The organism is Glutamicibacter sp. HZAU (assembly GCF_004100365.1).
Classification (GTDB): Bacteria; Actinomycetota; Actinomycetes; order Actinomycetales; family Micrococcaceae; genus Glutamicibacter; species Glutamicibacter nicotianae.
In genome coordinates, this window is sequence record NZ_SCKZ01000016.1 from 1 (window position 1) to 19890 (window position 19890).

The window sequence follows — 19890 nt, forward strand, 5'->3', positions numbered from 1 at the left end:
GCGAAGTTCCAAAACATGCCTGACCCGGTCTGATCTGTTACCGATGTCCTGAGACACCGAGTGTTACCGATGTCCTGAGACAGAAGTGTCACCGGTGTCTTGAGACATCACATCACGTATTTTAGAAAGGGTGATTTCAGTGAGCACGTTCTCCACCAACACCGGTGAGATGCAGGTGAAATCCCAGGCCGTCATGAATACCATCGACCGGCTGCGCAATGAAGTCTCGACCATGCAGATGAACCTGGACCAGTTGCAAAGCACGTGGCAGGGCTCCGCCGCGGCTTCCTTCCAGTCGATCGTGGCCGAATGGCGCTCAACGCATGTCCAGATCGAGGAGGCGCTGAGCAGCATTGCCACCGCGCTGAACCACGCCTCCATGCAGTACGAAGAGGTCGAGCAGGTCAATACCTCGCTGTTCCGATACTGACCAGCACAGGCGCCGCGGCAGGTTGATCAGTAGGCTTAGCCTTATGAGCATTCTGATTGACCCGCCGCGCTGGCCTGCCCACGGCACGCTCTTCGCCCATCTGGTGTCGGATACGTCATTGGCTGAACTGCATCAGTTCGCCGAGCAGCAGGACATCTCGCGCCGGGCCTTCGACCGGGACCACTACGATGTGCCGCGGGAACGCTACGACCAGCTCGTTGCCGCTGGCGCTCTCGAGGTCTCCGGCAGCGAACTGGTAAGGGCACTGGTCGAATCCGGGATCCGGGTCCCGGCCAAATACCGTCCGGAGAAATTAGGGGCGGTGCTTGCCCGCCGTTGGTCGCGCACCCTGCCTACCGAACCCCAGCTCGGATCCGAGCTGCTCGGCTGCTGGTCCCAGAGCCACCGGCACTACCATGACCGGGTGCATCTGCTCTCCGTGCTGGAAGCCATCGACTGGCTGGCCAAGGACCAGACCGATCATGAAGAGCTCATGCTGCTCCAGCTCGCCGCCTGGTTCCACGATGCCGTCTACGAGGGAACCAGTGAAGACGAATTCAAATCGGCAATCATGGCCCGCGAGTGGCTGTGGGGAGTGCTCTCCCCCGGTGCCGTGTCGAAGGTCAGCGACCTGGTCATGCTCACCGCAACGCATGCTCCGGCAGAAACCGACCGGCTGGGACATATCCTCTGCGATGCCGATCTGGAAGTCCTGGCCCGTCCCGCCGCGGCCTACCAGCGCTACGCCGAGGCGGTCTACAAGGAGTACGAGCATCTTCCGCGCCATGTGCTTGCCGCCGGGCGCAGCAAGATCCTGGCCGGCTTGCTGGAGAAGGAACTGATCTACGGCACCCCCGCCGGATACCAGCGCTGGGAGCAGGGCGCACGGCATAATCTGCAGACCGAACTGGAGCTGCTGCACAGCTGGCTTTAGCCCGGTGAGCGTTGCACGCACAACGGCCGATGGCCCGGATCCTTCCAAGAAGGGATCCGGGCCATCGGCGCGTTGACTGCGTGCTTAGTGCATGCGGGAAGCTTAGAAGCCGCCCATTCCGCCCATGCCGCCCATGTCATCGCCACCGGCTGGAGCAGCGCCAGCAGGAGCTGGCTTATCTGCGACAACAGCTTCGGTGGTCAGGAACAGGCCAGCGATCGATGCGGCGTTCTGCAGTGCCGAACGGGTCACCTTCACTGGGTCGTTGACGCCTGCTTCGAGCAGGTTCACGTACTCGCCGGTTGCGGCGTTCAGCCCGTGGCCAGCAGCCAGGCCCTTGACCTTGTCAGCGACAACGCCTGGCTCCAGGCCGGCGTTCAGTGCGATCTGCTTCAGCGGGGCTTCGATGCCAACGCGAACGATGTTCGCACCGGTTGCCTCGTCGCCTTCCAGAGCCAGCTTCTCGAAAGCAGCGGCGCCAGCCTGGATCAGCGCAACGCCGCCACCGGCGACGATGCCTTCTTCAACAGCAGCCTTGGCGTTGCGCACGGCATCTTCGATGCGGTGCTTGCGCTCCTTGAGCTCAACCTCGGTAGCAGCGCCGGCCTTCAGCACAGCGACACCGCCGGAGAGCTTTGCGTGGCGCTCCTGCAGCTTCTCGCGGTCGTAGTCCGAGTCGGTGTTCTTGATCTCGGCAGCGATCTGCGCCTTGCGGCCTTCGATGGCGTCGGCTTCGCCGCCGCCTTCAACGATGGTGGTCTCGTCCTTGGTGATGACGACCTTGCGGGCGGTACCCAGGACCTCCAGGCCGACGTTGTCCAGCGACAGGCCGATTTCCTCGGAGACGACCTGGCCGCCGGTGAGGATGGCGATGTCGGTCAGCATGGCCTTGCGGCGATCGCCGAAGCCCGGAGCCTTGACGGCAACGGACTTGAACAGGCCGCGGATCTTGTTCAGGATCAGGGTGGCCAGGGCTTCGCCCTCGACGTCTTCGGCGATGATCAGCAGCGACTTGTTCGACTGCATGACCTTCTCCAGCAGGGTCACCATGTCCTTGACCGAGGAGATCTTCGAGTTCACGATGAGGATGTATGGGTCCTCGAGAACGGTTTCCTGGCGCTCTGCGTCGGTGACGAAGTAAGCGGAGATGTAGCCCTTGTCGAAGCGCATGCCCTCTGCCAGCTCCAGCTCCAGGCCGAAGGTGTTGGACTCCTCGACGGTGATGACACCCTGCTCGCCAACCTTGTCCAGGGCCTCGGCGATCAGGCCGCCGATCTCGGTGTCGCCTGCGGAGATCGAAGCGGTAGCAGCGATCTGCTCCTTGGACTCGATCTTCTTCGCAGCGGCGAACAGCTCGGCGGTGACGGCTTCTACAGCCTTGTCGATGCCGCGGCGCAGCGCGATTGGGTCGGCACCTGCGGCAACGTTGCGCAGGCCTTCCTTGACCAGTGCCTGTGCGAGCACGGTTGCGGTGGTGGTACCGTCGCCGGCGACGTCGTCAGTCTTCTTGGCAACTTCCTTGACCAGCTCTGCGCCGATCTTCTCGTAAGGCTCTTCGAGGTCGATTTCCTTAGCGATGGACACGCCGTCGTTGGTGATAGTAGGAGCGCCCCACTTCTTCTCCAGAACAACGTTGCGGCCGCGTGGGCCCAGGGTGACCTTCACGGCGTCAGCAAGGGTGTTCAGGCCGCGCTCTAGTCCGCGGCGTGCTTCCTCGTCAAATGCAATCATCTTAGCCATTGTGGCGTACGGTCCTTTCGGGACGATTTTGCGAAAATGCAACCGACAGACAGCGCCCGCGACGGACGAGTGGACCGGTGCGGCATCGGGCCAGCAACCGTTTCAGCTCTCGCTATCTGAGGTATTTTCCACGCTTCAGGCGCCGCATCCGCCAACCGGCGCTTCGGACGTTCCTGGTGAACGCAAAAGCCGACCGGCGTTAGCAGTCGCAACGCATGAGTGCTAATACAAATATTGGCACTCTCGCATGGCGAGTGCAAGCCGATCGGCTCTGAGCGTATGGAATTATGAACGAATTATTCGTTGAGCCCCAGGGTGTCGTCGGATCCCAAAACGACGGTGACCCGGTTCGGAATGTTGCTGGTCTGCAGGACTTCGTCGATATTCAGGACTTCTGCGGCTTTTTCAGCGGTGGTCCGGTAGGCCTCGGACATGTAGTAGACCGCGGACACTTCGGCCGGCTTGGTCCAGTTGTCGGCGACGACGCTGGTGAACCCGGCTTCGGTCATGGCTTCCTCGCCAGCGTTGGCCAGGCCGGCGACGCTTGCCGCGTTGTAGACGCCAATCAGCTGGCCATAGAGGACGTCTTCGTCATCGATGGTGCTTGATGGCGATTCGGATTCGCTCGGTGTTGCTTCCTCGGAGGACTCGGCCGTCTCTTCCTGGGCTTGCGAGGTTTCGCTTTCAGCCGAAGTCGCAAGGGTCTCCTTGAGCTGCGGACCGAAGATGAAGGACAAGGCACCGATCACCAGCACGAGCACTGCGGTCAGCACTACCCAGCGCAATTTCCCACCGGTTGACTTTGACGCGGCGGACTGCGCCCATCCGTGGGCGTGGTGCGAACCCACACGGGTGCTGAATTCCGGAACGCGATCAAATTCGTCACGCGGGTAGTTGGTCATTCTCGTCCTTGCTCGAGGTCTGATTGGTCACGGCAGGCAGGGTTATCGTCCCGTGCCGACCTTACCGCCCACGCGACGTTTTGTAGAACGTGCTCTGCGCAGGCGCTTGACCAACATCGGGTCGTAGGCCAGTGCCGCGTCGGTTTCAATCAGCTGGTTCAGCAGCTGGTAGTAATTCGTCGGCGACATCGAAAACTGCTTGGTAATGGCTTGTTCCTTGGCCCCGGCATACTTCCACCACAACTTTTCCAGGTTGAGGATCTGTTGCGAACGCTCGTCCAATTCCGAATCCGGGTTCATCACGAAATCCCCCAGCAATCCATTCTCAGCCATACGTTCTCACCTCGGTTCTTGGATCGGTTTTCTCGGGTTTCGGCTATGCATGCAATCCACCACCGGTAGATATACCACCGATATTCTAACCAATCTGCTTGCCTAACACCGTGTGGCCGAGCACAGGCACGCCAGAAAAACGGCACAATTGCCTCTATGGACGATATGCAGCCAGCACTTTTCGACGCTCCCGAGCCAGCCGCGGCGCCCGTATATGAAGCGGTGGATTTCCCGTTCTACCACGGCGCAAAATCCATGGCCGACCACGGGTTTATTGCCGAAGACTGGGTTCCGGCGCTCAGCCGCCAGGACGCGCTGCTGCGTCGCTTGGCCAGCGATTTGGCGGCCCGCACGGCCGCCGGCGAACAGATCCTTCCAGCGCCGGAGGTGATGTTCCGCGCACTGAGCTTGCCATTATCCGAGGTCAAGGTCCTAATTATTGGCCAGGACCCCTATCCGACGCCCGGCCACCCCAACGGCTTGGCCTTCGCGGCGAATAAGCAGGTCCGCCCGCTGCCGCGTTCCCTGGCCAATATCTACAAGGAGCTGCAGGCCGATCTCGGTCTGGATCCGGTCCCGCATCCGGATCTGGGTCCCTGGCTGTCCCAGGGAGTCTTGCTGCTGAACCAGGTGCTCTCGGTGACCGCGGGCAATGCCGGCTCGCACCAGAAGCTGGGGTGGGCGCCAATCCTGCAGGCGATCCTCCAGGCGCTGAATGAGCGGCCGCTGCCTTTGGTGGCGCTGCTGTGGGGCAATCATGCGCAGAAGCTTTCCGGGTTGCTGCCCAACGCCGTGCAGCTGCAAAGCGCCCACCCCTCGCCGCTGTCCGCCTCGCGCGGCTTCTTCGGTTCCAAGCCCTTCTCGAATATCAATCGGCTCCTGTCCGATAGCGGGCAGGAGCCGATCGACTGGTCATTGCCGAGAACCTAGCGTCGGCGGATGCGCCGGCGCTCACGCCGGGCGGTAGAGGTCAGCGGACGGCACAGCGTATCGCCGAAGACGACCCCGCCAGCGATGGAAAGCATGATCGCCATCGCGTTGAACATCTCCACCAGGCCGGTGGCCATGTCTTCCACGTTGATGACGATTCCGTACATTGCGCGGAAGATCATCAAGCCGGGAAGCAGGAACATGACCGCGGGGGCCGCCAGCACCAGCTGCGGGGACCGGAGCTTGTCTGCCGCCAGCCGGGCGGCGAAGCCGATCACCGTGGCTACCAGCGCCGGGGTGGCCCGGTCACCGAGTCCAATGCTGACGGCCAGCAGCTGCACCAGATAGCCGCCAACAGCAATCCCGGCGGTAGGCAGCAGCAGGCGCAGCGCGCTTTGCTCGGTGACCGCACCGGCAACGATGGCCACGCCCACCAGGATCACCAGCAGCCAAGCCGGATACTCTGTTGTCGCGATCTGGTGGACATCGACCTTTTCCCCGCCGAGCAGATCCGAGATCACCAACGCGGTGGCAATGCCGCAGAGGATCGCCCCGTAGATCAGGCTGGCAGAGAACAGGCGGCCTACCGCGGTCACCGGGAACCCGTTGATGGCATCTTGCAATGCCGAGACGAACCTGCCCGACGGGAGCAGCAGCAGGATGCCGCCGGAAACCACCAGCGCCGGATCCAGCGGTGCATGGAATTGGTGCCCCAGCAAGGCGATGCCGGTGACCGCCAAGGTCGAGGCGGCAATGGTGAAGAACTCGGGCACCCGCCAGCGCGAACCGTACCGGCCGATCTGCGTCACGAGGCTCGAGGAGAGCATCGCCACCAGCGCGCCGGCCCAGGAACCGCCGATGAACAGCACGAACGCGGCGGCGAACACTGCCCGGCCGCAGGCGACGATCCAACGCGGGAACGGCTTGGGCTGCCGGGTGATCTCCTTCAGCCGCTTGGCCGAGGCGGTGCGCGATACGCCGCCGGCAATGATGTCCGAGACGAGCTCGTGCACCAGCACCATGCCGGCGTAGTTCGCGGTGTAGGAGCGGACCACGCGCAGCACCGAATAGCTTTCGGCATCCGGCGGGCTGTAGTTCAAATGCAGGGACTGGTTGGTGATGTCCACGTCCAAGTGGCTCAGGCCCAGCGCCGCGGTCACCGCGATGATGCTGGTTTCCACTTCCAGGGCGCCTGCGCCGTAGCGGATCAGGGTCTCGCCCAAGTCCAGCGCGAATTCCATGGTGCGCCGGTTGGATGCGTCCTGGTCCACATTGATCTTGGGGTTGGCATAGGGCGTGCCTTGGAGGCGCTCAACGATGTTCAGCGCCTGGGTGGGAGGGGTGTCCGAGATCCACATTTTCGCCAGCAGGCGGCGGGCCACCGGGTTGGCGCGGGTAGGCATGAGGGTGATGCCCTCATCGGTGGTGTGGACCTGGCCGGTGCGCCACTCGATATCGGAGGCATCGGCAGCCGCCACATTGGCGCTGACCGCGGTGTTGAGCGGCAGTTCCGAGGCCATGGCAGGCTCTTCGGCCGGTTCCGCCGGATGGAAACCCATATTGATCTCACTAGTGGCAATGCGGGGCAAGGCGCCAGCGGCAGGAGCCGGATCCTCGCCTGCGGCAGTCGACTCGGCGGACTGCTCCTCGCTAGATCGATGCGCCACGAATCACTCCCCCTCAACCAAAGTTTTTCCCATGGGATTCACCATACAACCCGTGCATGGGAAGTTGGCCGGAACGTGGTGAATTCGCGAGGTATCCCCGGACACATTCAGGGGTATTTTCGGCCACTGGAATACTGCCGGTCCGCAGTTGGTTGCACCAAGCGGAAGTTAGATGTTTTTGCATATATTCGGAGGTTGCAGTGACTACGCAGTTCCCCTTGCCCGAGATCGGCGCCGAGACCTTCGGCGACATCACCGAGGACGCCGACGGCAACCCGCTGAGCCATGCCCAGGTGATCCGCAATGTCATCGCCGAAGGGCAGCAGGCCGAAGCCTCGAATCTTGATTTCTTCGGCGTGGGCGAGCACCACCGCGACGACTACGCCATCTCCTCCCCCGAAATCGTGCTGGCCGCACTGGCCAGCACCACGCAGCGCATCAAGCTGGGCACCGCGGTGACCGTGCTCTCCAGCGATGACCCGGTGCGCGTCTACGAACGCTTCGCGACCTTGGACGCCATTTCCAACGGGCGGACCGAGATCATCGCCGGCCGCGGCTCCTTCATCGAATCCTTCCCGCTGTTCGGCCTGGACCTCGAGGACTACGAGGACCTGTTCGAGGAGAAGCTGCATCTGCTGGCCAAGCTGCGCCACGGCGCACCGGTGTCATGGCAGGGCAAGCACCGCTCCGCTTTGCGCAACCAGCAGATCTACCCGCTGCTGGAAGGCAAGCCGCTGACCACGTGGGTGGGGGTTGGCGGCAGCCCGCAGTCGGTGATCCGCGCGGCCCGGCACGGCCTGCCGCTGTGCCTGGCCATCATCGGCGGCCAGCCTTCGGCGTTCGAAGGCCTGGCCACCCTCTACCGCCGCGCGCTGGAGGAATTCGGCCAGGAGCAGCTGCCGGTCTCGGCCCACTTCCATGGCCTGGTGGCTTCCAGCGACGAGGAAGCCCTGGAAACGCTCTGGCCCCATTACCAGCGCACCATGAACCGGCTGGGGGCCGAACGGGGCTGGCCGCCTGCCAGCAAAATGCGCTTGCAGGCCTCCATGGGACCGGAGGGAGCCATGATGGCCGGCAGCCCGGACACCGTGGCGCAAAAGATGGCCAAGGTGGCCCAGCAGCTGGGCCTGTCCCGCGTCGACATTAAGTACTCTGCGGGATCATTGCCGCACGAGGCGATGCTGGAGAGCATCAAGCTGCTTGGCGAAGAGGTCAAGCCACGGGTGCACCAGCTGCTCGGAGCCTAGCTTCCGGACTGCGCCGGAGACGGCGAAAGCCACCGCAATGCGGTGGCTTTCGTTCTTGGTGGATCTTACTGGACTCGAACCAGCGACCTTTCGCGTGTGAGGCGAACGCTCTAACCAACTGAGCTAAAGATCCATCTGCGCCCTGACTTGCTAGCCAAGTGCATAAGCAATCCTACCGGGGAAACGAGCCCCGCTCCAAATCGGCCCCGGCTCAAGCCGCCGGATCCCTGCCCCGAACACGCCGATGCGCCGCATCGAACGCCGCGTTGAATCCCAGCGGCTTGGCCAGTGATTAGAGCAGAAAAACAATGCCGAATGGTTTATTTGGGATTCACCTGAAAGTACCCTTTTCTACTTGTCAAAAAGGGACTTCAGGCTCCATAATTTTTCTAGCTCATCGAGCTCAAACTGGACCCTACAAGGAAGTTGCCGGAAGCCGCCGGCATCGGTCCCCTCAAGGCCAACGAAACCGCGCAGTGGATTTTGATCCACCGCGCAAAGCCTCATCTTTCGTTCGTTCTTAGCTTTTAGGACCGTACCCCAGTGTTTGAAAACCTGAACTTTTCCTTGTCATCCCTATGCGTTCAGCCAGCCCAGCGCGACGAATTGGCGACCCTCTACACCGTGGTCGACCAGCGCTGGCACCAGAAGTTCGATCGCCTCAGCCTCCTGGTGACCGTGCGCGACCAGGGCACCCTGGTTGCCGCCGGCCTGGTGCACGACTCCATCGTTGCCCCGACGTCATCGATGAATGCGGTGGAACTGGGCTGCATGGCCGTGCGCGCCGACTACCGCCGCCTGGGCATCCGCCAGCATGTGACCTCGTTGCGCCTGGCCCACGCCCTGCGTTCGGGCAAGACCCCGATCAGCGTCATCGATTCGCAGAACCCCGCCTCCTGGGCCTTCTACGAGCGCTCCGAGCTGTGGCAGCGCGAGCGCAGCTTCGAGCACGAGGGCCGGCTCAAGTTCATCTACCGGGCCACCGAAGCCGCCTGGCAGTGGGCCGCGGACCTGCCGCAGGCTTCCGCCGACCAGGTAGCCATCCAGCTGCCCGGCGCCGCGCAGCCGGTCCCGAGCCTGGCTCTGCCCGCCAGCCCGATGCACCGCTTCGCCGCGCAGTTCGGCTCCGAGGATCCGGCCTCCGCCGTGCCGGTGATGTGACGGCCTGGGACGGCTTTCTGGATCAGGCTAGAACAGGGCGTCCTGCTGCTCGTCCACCATGGCGTGGCCCGGCAGCGGGGCGACTTCGCCGGCCCGGCGAGCGCGAGCTGCCTCGTGCAAGTCGATCGGGGTGACCTTCAGGACCGCATCGACCATGGCGTTGAGGAACTGCGGGGCGGCAATGTCGGCAGGCACCGGGGCATGGACGCACTTGACCTCCGGCTGCTCGGCCGCATCATCCCAGTCCACCAGCAGCAGACCGGTTGCGGTGTAGCCGAAGCCGTCGCCGAAGTCGCGCAGCTTGCGGATCATGTCCACGGTGCGGCGGAAGGCGGCCGGCTCGGATTCCAGGATCGTGGCGCGCTGCACGAAGAAGAACCCGACGGCGGCCAGCGGGTAGCGGGCGCGCAGGTTCGCCGCGTCGCCGTAGGCCTCTTCATAGCGGTTGGCCAGGTTCTTGCCGAAGGACGAGGTCATCGCCTTGGTGCTCAGCAGCAGTTCGGGGCCGGTGGACCAGTGGGTCATCACCACGTCGGTCTGCTTCATGTAGGCGCGGCCCAGGATGCGCGCGTCGGTGCTGCCCGCCTTGCCGGCCATGATGGACTCGTGCACCTCGTCGGCCAGCCGCTCGGGCAGCTTGCGCAGCAGCTGGAGGATGTCGCTGGACAGCACCCGCGGCGCTTCGGGGCGCGGCCAGACCAGGTCCGCATCGAATCCGGCACGCCGCAGCTCGTGCGCCAGCCAGGCATCCACGCCCTGGGCGAAGCGGCCCGAACGGGTGACGGCCTTGGAACGCACCGGGATGCTCAGCAGCCGCTCGAGCACCGCGTAGGACGGGTTGAATTCCCCGGTGACCGCGCCATTATCCAGCCAGGGCGAATCCTTCGGCGCTGACATCAAGGTGGTGTCGAATTCGGCGAAGGCCAGGGTCTTCTCGATCGCAGGATTGGCCACGCTTATCCCTTCACTGCTTTGCTTCTGGCCTTGCGGCGTTCGAGCATGTTCATCCGCGCCGCGCGCACCGCATCGATCGCTTCCGGCTCCAGGCCGAGCAGCTCCTTGAGCACCACGGAATCCACAAGGCTTGTGGCTTCCTGCTTGCGCCCATGGGCCAGCAGCTCGCGCACCTCGGGCTTGATGGCGCGCAATTGCGGGGCATGGCGCTGCACCATGCCGATGGCCGGGACCGGCAGCTGGTCGGCTTCGCGCGGCTCCAGCTTCAGGATGCCGCCGCCGTAGGAACGTCCCACCATTTCGGCGCCGAGCATGGTCAGCGTGTTCAGCGATGCCACCGGCAGCAGCTCGCGGCCCAGCTCGCGGGCATCGGCACCCAGGTACACCCCGTGGATCGAGTTGATATGGTGCACCCCGGCCTCGTTGGCGGTCAGCCGCGGGGTATCGGCGTTCATGTAGGTCATGAACAAATCCGGCACCGACAGCACCGGCACCCGCCACCACGGCGAGCGCACCCGGCACTTGTAGGCCGCGTCCACGTTCTGCAGTTCGCCGCTGGCCACGAAGCGCGCGCCGGCGCCGCTGGGTTCCGCGGCGGGACGGAACATCCAGGCCGCCGCCCCGTGCGCTGCCAGCTTTTCCCAGCCCTCCTCGCTCAGCTCCAGCCCGCGCAGGTGGCGCGAGCCTGGCGGCGAGATGCGGATCAGGTCCTCTTCGGCCAATCCCAGCTCCTGGACCTGCGCGGCGGAAAGCGTGAACCACTTGTTGTTGCCGGTGACAGCTCCCAGCGAGGTTTCGCCCCAGGACTGCAGCGGAGCCATCCGCCCGGCGGCCAGAGCCGCGGACAGGATCCCCTGCGCTTCGAGGCCCACCAGCGATCCTGTCCAGCGGTCGTTGCCGCGTGCCGGGGTGTGCCGGGTGCCCTCGCCCAGGGTGTGCAGGTCATGGGCATTGCGGAATTGGTGCAGGCTGAAGGAATCGCTGGAGCCCTGGCGGTACCCCTCGGCCAGCAGCAGCACCACTTCTTCCTGCGCGTCGGCAAACAGGCGTTCCTCGAAGACTGCCAGGTGCACGCTGGCGAAGCGCTCGAGTAGCATCTGGCGCACCGGCCCTGCGTAGTTCACGAACATCAGCTCTGCCGGAAGCACCAGCGCCAGGCGCCCGCCGTCGGCCAGGAAGCTGGTGGAGTGCACGACGAAGGCCGCCCAGATGCTGGCCAGCTCGTTCAGCTCCACGCCCGAGGCCTTGGCCGCGGCGCGCGAGAGTTGCCGGTCGGCACCACGGTGCAGCTGGTAGCGCACATAGGGCGGGTTGCCGATGACCGCATCGAAGTCTGCGTGCCCGGGAACCTCGAAGAAGTTGGCCTGCTCGATCTGCGCGTCGATCCCGGCGGCCTGCATCCGCGCACGGGCCGCCTGCACCGACGGCTCGTGCAGCTCCAGGCCCACCAATTCCACCGGGCCCCTGCCGTCTTCCAGCACCGCGTTCGCGGCGGCCAGGAATTGCGCGTCGCCGCAGGAGGGTTCCAGAACCCTGCTGCCGTGCTGCCCCAGCGCCCACTGCGCCATGAAGCTGGCCACGGGTTCCGGGGTGAAGTAGGCGCCACGCGCATGGCGGGCGGTGGCCGGATCAGTCAATTCTCTACTCAACACTCATCGATCTTTCCACGCAGGCCAGACAGTTTGGCTGGCCCAGAAGACCGGGTCCGGGCTGCAACTTCTCTATTCTACGTGCGCGGGACGCCCGCTGATTTCCGTTACTAGTGGGCGGCTTCGGCTTCGCCCTTGCGGCGCAGTTTCTGGATACCCAGGACGATGGCGGTAATCACCGAGCCGATGATGAAACCGGCCAGGCAGGAGAAGGCTGTATTCACCAGCCAGCCGAGCACGGCGCCGGCCTGGCCGGTTGCGTCGTGGACCAGCAGCTCCACATGGTGGACGAAACCGTACGGCGCATGCCAGCCGAGCTCGTCCATGCCGATCAGCAGCAGGTGCCCGCCGACCCAGAGCATCGCGATCACGCCGACCTTGCTCAGGATCGACATCACGATGGGCATCGCCTTGACCAGGCCCCGGCCGATCTTCTGCGAAAGCTGGCGCGGCTTGGCGGCCATGTGCAGGCCGATGTCGTCCATTTTCACGATCAGCCCCACGGCGCCATAGACCACGACGGTCATCAGGATCGCGATCACGACCAGGATCAGCGCCCGGTTCAGGAAGGATTCGTGCGCCACCTCATTCAGCGAGATGACCATGATCTCCGCGGAAAGCACGAGGTCGGTGCGCACGGCCGAGCCGATGATCGCCTTCTCGTCGCGCACGCCCTCCTTGCCGCCCGGAGTGTGGTGCTTGATCGCGCCCATCGCTTCGAGCAGCTTCTCGGCGCCTTCGAAAACCAGATAGGCGCCGCCGATCATCAGGATCGGGGTCAGCGCCCAGGGGGCGAACTGCGAAAGGATCAGAGCCACCGGAAGGATGATCAGCATCTTGTTCCGGATGGAGCCAACGGCGATCTTCCAGATGATTGGAAGCTCGCGCTTCGGCGAGAGCCCTGCCACGTATTGCGGGGTGACTGCCGCATCGTCGATTACGACGCCCAGGGATTTGGTGCTGGCCTTGCCAGCACCCAGCGCGATATCGTCCAGCGATGCCGCGGTGACTTTCACCAGGGCGGCCACGTCGTCCAATAGTGCTACAAGGCCTCCGGCCATGGTCGGCTCCTCAAATCTAGGTTCTGCGCAGAATTCTACCGGCGGGATCCTAGAGCCTGCCACAGGCGCGAGGTTGCATCGGGCACAATCCGGGGTGAAAACGAAAACCGTGCCATGAAAACTCATCGGCACGGTTCCAGCTGCTGGTCCAAGACCAGATCAGAGCCCCCTACCGGATTCGAACCGGTGACCTTCAGTTTACAAGACAGACGCTCTGGCCAGCTGAGCTAAGGGGGCGTACCGGATAAGAATATCGGAAAACCCCTCGGCACTGCGAATTGGTGCAGCCGCGCAGCGCATGCCTGATTAAATGCCAAAGGGAAGGAAGCCAGCATTGGCTTCCTTCCCATTGACCGGGTGCGAGATCACTAAGGATACTACCGGATCCCGGACAATTGTCCAGCGGTGGCTGGATGGGCTTACTTGTTGGCAGCGATGGCTTTCTCGACCTCGGTCGGGAAGTCCTGGGTTCCCAGTGCGAACTCCTTGCCCTGGATGAAGATCGAAGGGGTGCCGGCTACGCCGTCGTACTGGCCAGCGGTCGTGGCGTACTGGACGAATGGACGGAACTTGTCATCCTCGATGCACTTGGTCACAGATTCCGCTGCACCGTTCTGGATGGCCAGGTCCGCCAGCTCTGCGTTCTTCATCTCGCCCTCTGGGTAGTGGCCCCACAGCGCCTTGACGAAGCTCATGTAGGCAGCTGGGCTCTCGTCGGCAACGCAAGCCAGTGCGTTCGCGCCGCGCGAGGAGAAGTTGGTTGGCGAACCACGGTCCAGGTAGCCGACGTTGCGGTATTCAACTGTGACATCGCCATTGGCCAGCCATTCTTCGATCTGGTCTCCGTAGGTGGCCTCGAAGTCTGCGCAGTGGACGCAGTTGGCATCGACGTACATGGTGATATTGATCGGCTCGCCCTTGTCAGCCACCGTCAGGTCGCGCGGGGTGGCAGGATTCGGCGCTTCGGCAGGCGCTTCAAGGGTCTTAATGTCCACCTTCTCGATGGTCTTCTGTGCAACGGTGTCTGGAGAGGTGACCATGATGCCGCCGGCCGCGGTACCGCCCTGCGGCACGGCGCCGGAGTCGGCAATCTTGGCGTTGTTGTTCTGCACGATCAAAGTAACTACCAGTGCGATGACCACAATGACTGCAGCCAAGACACCCAGCTTCACGAAAAGCGACTTGCGCTTCTGGGCGGCTTCTTGCGCGGCACGCATCTGCGCCGCCTTCTCACGGGCACTCGCGGTGCGCTCCGCCTTCGATGGGCGCGGGTTATTCGTAGACATGTATTTGGCGTTTCCTTGGTCAGCGGACAAGTATCATCTGGAGTCAAGCTTAGCCAATTCCCGGGGTCCGTATCCGTGAAAACTCAAGATTGATCCACCTTCACAGGACTCACATATCTTCCGCATACAGCCCCCAGAGTGCCCTTCACGGCTTAACTTGAGCGTTAAACCAAGTGACCAGCGGAAATGGTTTGTCTACTGCCATTCCCATCCTGAGTACACGGCATCTGCGCAAAAGTGACGCGTATGACGGTGCAATCCGCCCTATCGTTCCCTTACCAGCCAGTTTTCATTAGGCTAAATAGCAAGAGCGAGGAAATTAGACGAGAAGTCATTCACTCAGAACCGACGAATCTGCACCACGCCGGTGAATCAGATTGAATAAACCAGGAGGTTTGCAGTGGGTAACCCAGCGCCGAGTACAAAGACCGAGAATTCCTACGATTTCGTGGTTGTGGCCAACCGCCTTCCGGTGGACCGCATCACCAATCCTGACGGGTCGCAAGGATTCCAGCGTTCGCCCGGTGGCTTGGTGACGGCCCTGGAACCTGTTATGGCCGCCTCCGAAGGCGCTTGGGTGGGCTGGCATGGCGGTATTGGCGAGGAGCTGGAGAGCTTCGACAAGGATGACATCCATCTGGTTCCGGTCCCCCTGGATGAAGATGACTTGACCCAGTACTACGAGGGCTTCTCCAACTCGACGCTGTGGCCGCTCTACCACGACGTGATCGTGCCACCGGAATACCATCGCACCTGGTGGGACCGGTACAAGAGAATCAACCGGCGATTCGCCGATGCAGTACTGGGTATTGCCGCTCCGGACGCGACCGTTTGGGTCCACGACTACCAGCTGCAGCTGGTTCCGCAGATGCTGCGGCTGGCACGCCCTGACCTGAAGATAGGCTTCTTCCTGCACATACCGTTTCCGGCAGCCAGCCTGTTCTCGCAGCTGCCGTGGCGCACGCAGATTCTGGAGGGGCTGGCCGGGGCTGATCTGGTCGGATTCCAGCGTGAAACCGATGCCAGCAATTTCCTGCGCTGCCTGCGCCGGTTCACCGGCTACTCGACCAAGGGCGATGTGGCGTCGCCGCCAGCCGGCAACGAAATGCAGAATCTCTGCCGTGCCAAGGCCCATCCGATCTCCATCGATACGGAGCACATCGCCAAGCTATCGCGCGATCCGCAAATCATCGCCCGCGCGGCGCAGATCCGCCATGAGCTGGGCAACCCGAAAACCATCATGCTCGGCGTGGACCGCTTGGACTACACCAAGGGCATCCGCCACCGCCTCAAGGCCTACGGCGAGCTGCTGTCCGACCAGACGCTGCGCGCCGGCGACGTCTGCCTGATCCAGGTTGCCAGCCCCAGCCGCGAAAACGTGGACAGCTACATCGAGTTGCGCGACCAGGTGGAACTGATGGTCGGCCAGATCACCGGCCAGCATGACACCCTGAGCCACACTACCCTGCGCTACCTGCACCAGTCCTATCCGCTGCGCGAAATGATCGCCATGTACCTGGCCGCCGACGTCCTGCTGGTCACGGCCCTGCGCGATGGCATGAACCTGGTGGCCAAGGAGTACGTCGCCGCTCACCAGGACGGCCGCGGCGTGCTGGTGCTCTCGGAGTACACCGGTGCTGCCGATCAGCTGACCCAGGCCGTACTGGTCAATCCCCACGACATCGACGGGATGAAGGCCAAGATCGTGGAAGCGGTCCAGATGAACGAGACGGAGCAGGAACGCCGGATGAAGCGCATGAACCGCCATTTGGCGCTCAATGATGTTTCCAAATGGTCCGATGATTTCCTGGCTGAACTGGCCGAGATCAATGCGGCCACCTCCGTGCACGAAATCGTTCGCTAAGCAGATTCCCGCGGGAATCGTGATCCTTGATGAGGAACGCATTGCCAGAACTAGATCCTTCCCTGCATGCCGCGCTGGCTGAGTTTGCCGGGCACGAGCGGGTGCTCGTGGCTTTGGACTTTGATGGAACGATGTCCCCGCTGGTCGACCGGCCGCAAGATGCCCGGCCGCTGCCTCAGACCGCTGCCGCCTTCGAGCAGCTGGCGGCCAGCCCTGGCGTATACACCGCTGTAGTGTCGGGCCGTAACCTGCAGTCCTTGCGCGAGGTCTACCCGCAGCCGCGTCCCGGGATTTGCATTGGCTCGCACGGCGCCGAACGTGTGGTTCCGTCACGGCTGGGCGCAAACTGGCAGGATGAGCCGCTGACCGCCGAGCAAACCGCACTGCTTGGGACAGTGACCCAGCGCTTGGAGCATGTCGCACAGCTGCATGAGAACGCCAGCTTGGAGTACAAGCCGTCGGCCACGGTCCTGCATGTCCGCCAGGCACTGCCGGATGCGGCTGCCAAGGCCTTGGCACAGGCGCGGCAAGCCCTAGCTGATTTGGACGGTGTCAAACTGCTCGATGGCAAGGCGGTCTTGGAAGCCAGCGTGCATCACGGCGACAAAGGCCAAAGCCTGCAGTGGCTGCGTGAGACCCTCGACGTGCAGGCGGTCCTTTTTGCTGGCGATGACGTCACCGACGAGAACGGATTCAGGGTCCTCGGCGCGGAAGATGTGGGCATCAAGGTGGGTTCCGGGCCAACAGCGGCAGCGTATTCTATCTCTTCGCCTGCTGAATTGCCAGATCTTTTGAAAAGTCTGATTTCCATGCGAAACTGAAGTGTCCCAATTCACTTTCACTACGGATCGTCGGGCACGTACCTGCCCGTGAAAGGATTGTCATCATGGCAACTGTGACCTTTGAAAAGGCCACCCGCATTTATCCGGGCGCACTAGTGCCCTCCGTCGACGCTATCGACTTGGAAATCCAGGATGGAGAATTCCTTGTTCTGGTTGGCCCCTCGGGTTGCGGCAAGTCCACCACTCTGCGCATGCTTGCAGGCTTGGAAGAAGTAAATTCCGGCCGCATTCTCATTGGCGACAAGGACGTGACCAACGTTCCGCCAAAGGACCGTGACATCGCCATGGTCTTCCAGAACTACGCGCTGTACCCCCACATGACCGTTGCCGAGAATATGGGCTTTGCCTTGAAGATCGCCGGCGTGGACAAGGAAGAACGCAAGCAGCGCGTGTTGGAGGCCGCCAAGCTTCTCGACTTGGAGAAGTACTTGGACCGCAAGCCCAAGGCCCTCTCGGGCGGCCAGCGCCAGCGTGTAGCCATGGGCCGCGCCATTGTCCGTTCGCCCCAGGTGTTCTTGATGGACGAACCGCTGTCCAACCTCGATGCAAAGCTGCGTGTGCAGACCCGTACCCAGATCGCTTCTCTGACACGACGTCTGGGAGTCACGACCGTATATGTGACCCACGACCAGGTGGAAGCGCTGACCATGGGCGACCGCGTTGCGGTGCTCAAGGACGGCGAATTGCAGCAGGTAGGCACCCCACGCGAGCTCTACGATCGCCCACGCAATGTGTTCGTCGCAGGCTTCATCGGTTCCCCCGCCATGAACTTGGTCCAGCTGCAGTCGTCCAATGGACAGGTCGCTTTCGGCTCAACCGCTATCGACGCACCGGGAGCCCAGGGCGGAACCACTTTGGGCTTCCGTCCAGAGGACGTCGAGATTGTCGGTGCCGGCGAAGGCATCGAGATTGTCGTAGACGTGGTTGAAGAGCTCGGCGCAGATGCTTACATCTACGGCTCAGCGGAGCTGGGCGGCGAAACCCAGATGGTAGTTGTTCGTGTTGATGGCCGTACGCCTCCTGCACGTGGAGCGCGCATCAACATTGCACCAAATATGCAGCACGTGCACCTGTTTGATACTGAAAGCGGTCTGCGTTTGGACAACGCCTAGTACCTGCAACATCGGCGGCTCGGAAATGAATTTCCGAGCCGCCGATGAATTTAAACGGTGGCGCACCTTCTCGGTTAAACCTCGAAGGCCCCGAACTCTCGTTCGGGGCCTTCGGCAAATTATGCCCGGCGATGACCTACTCTCCCACACCCTCCCGAGTGCAGTACCATCGGCGCTGTGGGTCTTAGCTTCCAGGTTCGGTATGGAGCTGGGCGTTTCCCCCACGCTATGATCGCCGTAACTCTATACCTCATGGCTAGCCATGGGAAAACTACGGTGTCATTCGCGATTGCGACAACTCCATAACTATATCAAGCACGGAGGGGTTGCGCCACTTCAGAACCGATTAGCAGCAGTGTCCTTCGCCATACTCGGCTGCCAGATCTAGCTCCAGATGTTATCCCCGCGCAACGTCGCCTCAGCACCGCCATCGCAGTAGATGGTTTGGCCGGTGACGTGGGTGTTTTCTTCACTCGTCAGCCACAGCAGCAGCCTGGCGATCACCACAGCCTCAGAGTGGTAGTTCAGCGGCATCGGCACATTCTTGTCGACCATTGCCTTGCCTTCGTCGGTGGCCAGCAGTTCGCGAGTCATGTTGGTGATCACGGTACCAGGAGCCACAGCATTCAGTGGGATTCCTGCGCCGGCCCACTTCTCCGTGATGCATTCACGACGTACCCAGCGGCTCAGCGCGCGCTTGGAGGACGGGTAGTTCAAGTAGCCGGCTCCAGGGCCAGCGGCTTCCAGCTCTGCGCCAATGGCCAGGGATGCCTCTTCGTCGCCCGTAAGCAATGCTTCAACCAGTTCAGCGGAATTCTGCTGGATCGAAGCCATCGAGGACACGACGGCCACACGCGGTGCCTCCGATTGCCCCAGAGCTGGCAGGAGGCCTTCCAGATACTCGGTAACACCGAAGTAATTTACCGACACCGTAATTGCCTTAGGAGCCGAAATTCCCGCGGCAGCGATGACAGCGTCAATCTTGCCTTCGGAAAGCTCTAGAGTCTGCTTGATGGCACTTTGCCGGCCTTCCTGAGTCGACAGGTCAGCCGCGACGTCAGTATCGCGTAGATCAACGCCGATGACCTTGTGCCCACGTTCGCGAATCAATTCAGTTGTGGCTGCACCAATGCCGGAAGCAGCGCCAGTAACGACATAAGTTCTCACGTTCGGTTCCCCTCTTTCGCAATTGGAAGATGAGTCGAGAGACCATCGATGAGTCAGTCGCGGCCTCGCTCATATCCCACACTAGACCTATTTTCGGTGTCCTCTTGAACTACGATGCCTAAGTCAAGCATTTGTGGTCGCAGGTCGACACGGCAGCGGCCAGCGGCCAAACCCCCTTTAAACACGAACAGGCCAGGCAATAGCACCTGGCCGCACTCCTGCGGGTTAAACAGGTGAGGCTCCAACCATCACTGGTTAGAGCCTCAAACCCATTATCTAGGTTAAGTCCGGCGGTGACCTACTCTCCCACACCCTCACGAGTGCAGTACCATCGGCGCAATGGGCCTTAGCTTCCGGGTTCGGTATGGGACCGGGCGTTTCCCCCACGCTATGACCGCCGTAACAATCACGAAGCACACAAACCCTACGGTTTGGTGTTGCCTTCGGTGGCATGCAGCAAAGCACGCGCAAAGCCAAGTATTCTCGGTTTGAGGTTATTGTCTCGTAACCGCATAGTGAACGCGAACAGCATTGAAATCATCAGTTCAATCATTGTTTTATTGTGTGTTGTAAGCCATCGGCCTATTAGTACAGGTCAGCTGCACAAGTCT

Annotated in this window: 18 protein-coding genes, 2 tRNA genes and 2 rRNA genes; 8 read left to right on the forward strand and 14 right to left on the reverse strand. The window is 62.3% G+C overall.

Translation table 11 applies throughout. The features are described 5' to 3' along the window. Positions 1–139 precede the first annotated feature (139 nt). Both EKH49_RS16070 and EKH49_RS16075 read left to right on the forward strand, forming a co-directional pair. A complete protein-coding gene (locus EKH49_RS16070) occupies positions 140–430 on the forward strand; it encodes a WXG100 family type VII secretion target (RefSeq protein ID WP_038990044.1) in 291 nt (96 codons plus the stop codon). 43 nt (positions 431–473) lie between these two features. Further along, complete coding sequence (locus EKH49_RS16075) at positions 474–1364, forward strand: DUF4031 domain-containing protein (RefSeq protein ID WP_128471651.1); 891 nt, start codon at positions 474–476, stop codon at positions 1362–1364. Between the two features lie 102 nt (positions 1365–1466). On the opposite strand, the gene groL is transcribed toward EKH49_RS16075, so the two are convergent. The 3 genes from groL to EKH49_RS16090 all read right to left on the reverse strand — a co-directional run bounded on the left by groL (position 1467) and on the right by EKH49_RS16090 (position 4339). Further along, positions 1467–3104, reverse strand: coding sequence for a chaperonin GroEL (gene groL, locus EKH49_RS16080; RefSeq protein WP_038990046.1), 1638 nt, complete (start codon positions 3102–3104; stop codon positions 1467–1469). 296 nt (positions 3105–3400) lie between these two features. Continuing rightward, positions 3401–4006, reverse strand: a complete 606-nt coding sequence (locus tag EKH49_RS16085) for a LytR C-terminal domain-containing protein (RefSeq protein WP_128471652.1) — start codon at positions 4004–4006, stop codon at positions 3401–3403. 42 nt (positions 4007–4048) lie between these two features. Then, the gene (locus EKH49_RS16090; RefSeq protein WP_128471653.1) at positions 4049–4339 is read right to left on the reverse strand and encodes a DUF3263 domain-containing protein; all 291 of its coding nucleotides are present in this window, start codon (positions 4337–4339) and stop codon (positions 4049–4051) included. Between the two features lie 156 nt (positions 4340–4495). On the opposite strand from EKH49_RS16090, the gene EKH49_RS16095 reads away from it, so the two are divergent. After that, positions 4496–5269 (forward strand): uracil-DNA glycosylase, encoded by a 774-nt coding sequence (locus EKH49_RS16095; RefSeq protein WP_128471654.1) that lies wholly within the window; start codon positions 4496–4498, stop codon positions 5267–5269. Here the strand turns inward: EKH49_RS16095 and EKH49_RS16100 are convergent. Then, a complete protein-coding gene (locus EKH49_RS16100; protein ID WP_128471655.1) occupies positions 5266–6936 on the reverse strand; it encodes a threonine/serine ThrE exporter family protein in 1671 nt (556 codons plus the stop codon). The genes EKH49_RS16095 and EKH49_RS16100 overlap by 4 nt on opposite strands. 200 nt (positions 6937–7136) lie before the next feature. Here EKH49_RS16100 and EKH49_RS16105 point away from each other — a divergent pair, with 200 nt between their 5' ends. Further along, positions 7137–8183 (forward strand): LLM class flavin-dependent oxidoreductase, encoded by a 1047-nt coding sequence (locus tag EKH49_RS16105; protein ID WP_128471656.1) that lies wholly within the window; start codon positions 7137–7139, stop codon positions 8181–8183. 56 nt (positions 8184–8239) lie between these two features. Here the strand turns inward: EKH49_RS16105 and EKH49_RS16110 are convergent. Continuing rightward, positions 8240–8316, reverse strand: a tRNA-Val gene (locus tag EKH49_RS16110). 410 nt (positions 8317–8726) lie between these two features. Here EKH49_RS16110 and EKH49_RS16115 point away from each other — a divergent pair. Beyond that, a complete protein-coding gene (locus EKH49_RS16115; RefSeq protein WP_128471657.1) occupies positions 8727–9344 on the forward strand; it encodes a GNAT family N-acetyltransferase in 618 nt (205 codons plus the stop codon). A 27-nt stretch (positions 9345–9371) separates the two neighbouring features. On the opposite strand, the gene EKH49_RS16120 is transcribed toward EKH49_RS16115, so the two are convergent. The 5 genes from EKH49_RS16120 to EKH49_RS16140 all read right to left on the reverse strand — a co-directional run bounded on the left by EKH49_RS16120 (position 9372) and on the right by EKH49_RS16140 (position 14294). Then, positions 9372–10298 carry a hypothetical protein gene (locus EKH49_RS16120; protein ID WP_236641209.1) on the reverse strand — a complete coding sequence of 309 codons (927 nt, stop codon included), beginning with the start codon at positions 10296–10298 and terminating at the stop codon, positions 9372–9374. Positions 10299–10300: 2 nt separating this feature from the next. Further along, a complete protein-coding gene (locus EKH49_RS16125; protein ID WP_236641210.1) occupies positions 10301–11935 on the reverse strand; it encodes an N-6 DNA methylase in 1635 nt (544 codons plus the stop codon). A 122-nt stretch (positions 11936–12057) separates the two neighbouring features. After that, positions 12058–13008 (reverse strand): DUF808 domain-containing protein, encoded by a 951-nt coding sequence (locus EKH49_RS16130; protein ID WP_128471658.1) that lies wholly within the window; start codon positions 13006–13008, stop codon positions 12058–12060. 163 nt (positions 13009–13171) lie between these two features. Next, positions 13172–13245 (reverse strand) — tRNA-Thr (locus EKH49_RS16135). Positions 13246–13427: 182 nt separating this feature from the next. Beyond that, on the reverse strand, positions 13428–14294 hold the full coding sequence (locus EKH49_RS16140; RefSeq protein WP_128471659.1) for a DsbA family protein: 867 nt from the start codon (positions 14292–14294) through the stop codon (positions 13428–13430). A 400-nt stretch (positions 14295–14694) separates the two neighbouring features. On the opposite strand from EKH49_RS16140, the gene EKH49_RS16145 reads away from it, so the two are divergent. The 3 genes from EKH49_RS16145 to EKH49_RS16155 all read left to right on the forward strand — a co-directional run bounded on the left by EKH49_RS16145 (position 14695) and on the right by EKH49_RS16155 (position 18112). Beyond that, positions 14695–16158 carry an alpha,alpha-trehalose-phosphate synthase (UDP-forming) gene (locus EKH49_RS16145; RefSeq protein WP_073706479.1) on the forward strand — a complete coding sequence of 488 codons (1464 nt, stop codon included), beginning with the start codon at positions 14695–14697 and terminating at the stop codon, positions 16156–16158. Between the two features lie 41 nt (positions 16159–16199). Then, positions 16200–16979, forward strand: coding sequence for a trehalose-phosphatase (otsB, locus tag EKH49_RS16150; RefSeq protein ID WP_161567545.1), 780 nt, complete (start codon positions 16200–16202; stop codon positions 16977–16979). Positions 16980–17044: 65 nt separating this feature from the next. Further along, entirely contained in the window at positions 17045–18112 is a 1068-nt protein-coding gene (locus EKH49_RS16155) for an ABC transporter ATP-binding protein (protein WP_128471661.1), read from the forward strand. A gap of 123 nt (positions 18113–18235) precedes the next feature. On the opposite strand, the gene rrf (EKH49_RS16160) is transcribed toward EKH49_RS16155, so the two are convergent. The 4 genes from rrf (EKH49_RS16160) to EKH49_RS17080 form a co-directional block, all read right to left on the reverse strand. Continuing rightward, positions 18236–18352, reverse strand: a 5S ribosomal RNA gene (rrf, locus tag EKH49_RS16160). 144 nt (positions 18353–18496) lie between these two features. Continuing rightward, the gene (locus tag EKH49_RS16165) at positions 18497–19279 is read right to left on the reverse strand and encodes an SDR family oxidoreductase (RefSeq protein WP_038990075.1); all 783 of its coding nucleotides are present in this window, start codon (positions 19277–19279) and stop codon (positions 18497–18499) included. Between the two features lie 285 nt (positions 19280–19564). Then, a 5S ribosomal RNA gene (gene rrf, locus EKH49_RS16170) occupies positions 19565–19681 on the reverse strand. Positions 19682–19703: 22 nt separating this feature from the next. After that, complete coding sequence (locus tag EKH49_RS17080) at positions 19704–19832, reverse strand: hypothetical protein (protein ID WP_269088451.1); 129 nt, start codon at positions 19830–19832, stop codon at positions 19704–19706. Between the last annotated feature and the right edge of the window lie 58 nt (positions 19833–19890).

Excerpts from the sequence above, each read along its gene's own strand:
- EKH49_RS16075 (WP_128471651.1), top strand. The coding sequence starts at position 474 with ATGAGCATTCTGATTGACCCGCCGCGCTGGCCTGCCCACGGCACGCTC.
- groL (WP_038990046.1), bottom strand. The coding sequence starts at position 3,104 with ATGGCTAAGATGATTGCATTTGACGAGGAAGCACGCCGCGGACTAGAG.
- EKH49_RS16085 (WP_128471652.1), bottom strand. The coding sequence starts at position 4,006 with ATGACCAACTACCCGCGTGACGAATTTGATCGCGTTCCGGAATTCAGC.
- EKH49_RS16090 (WP_128471653.1), bottom strand. The coding sequence starts at position 4,339 with ATGGCTGAGAATGGATTGCTGGGGGATTTCGTGATGAACCCGGATTCG.
- EKH49_RS16095 (WP_128471654.1), top strand. The coding sequence starts at position 4,496 with ATGGACGATATGCAGCCAGCACTTTTCGACGCTCCCGAGCCAGCCGCG.
- EKH49_RS16130 (WP_128471658.1), bottom strand. The coding sequence starts at position 13,008 with ATGGCCGGAGGCCTTGTAGCACTATTGGACGACGTGGCCGCCCTGGTG.
- EKH49_RS16140 (WP_128471659.1), bottom strand. The coding sequence starts at position 14,294 with ATGTCTACGAATAACCCGCGCCCATCGAAGGCGGAGCGCACCGCGAGT.
- EKH49_RS16155 (WP_128471661.1), top strand. The coding sequence starts at position 17,045 with ATGGCAACTGTGACCTTTGAAAAGGCCACCCGCATTTATCCGGGCGCA.
- EKH49_RS17080 (WP_269088451.1), bottom strand. The coding sequence starts at position 19,832 with ATGATTGAACTGATGATTTCAATGCTGTTCGCGTTCACTATGCGGTTA.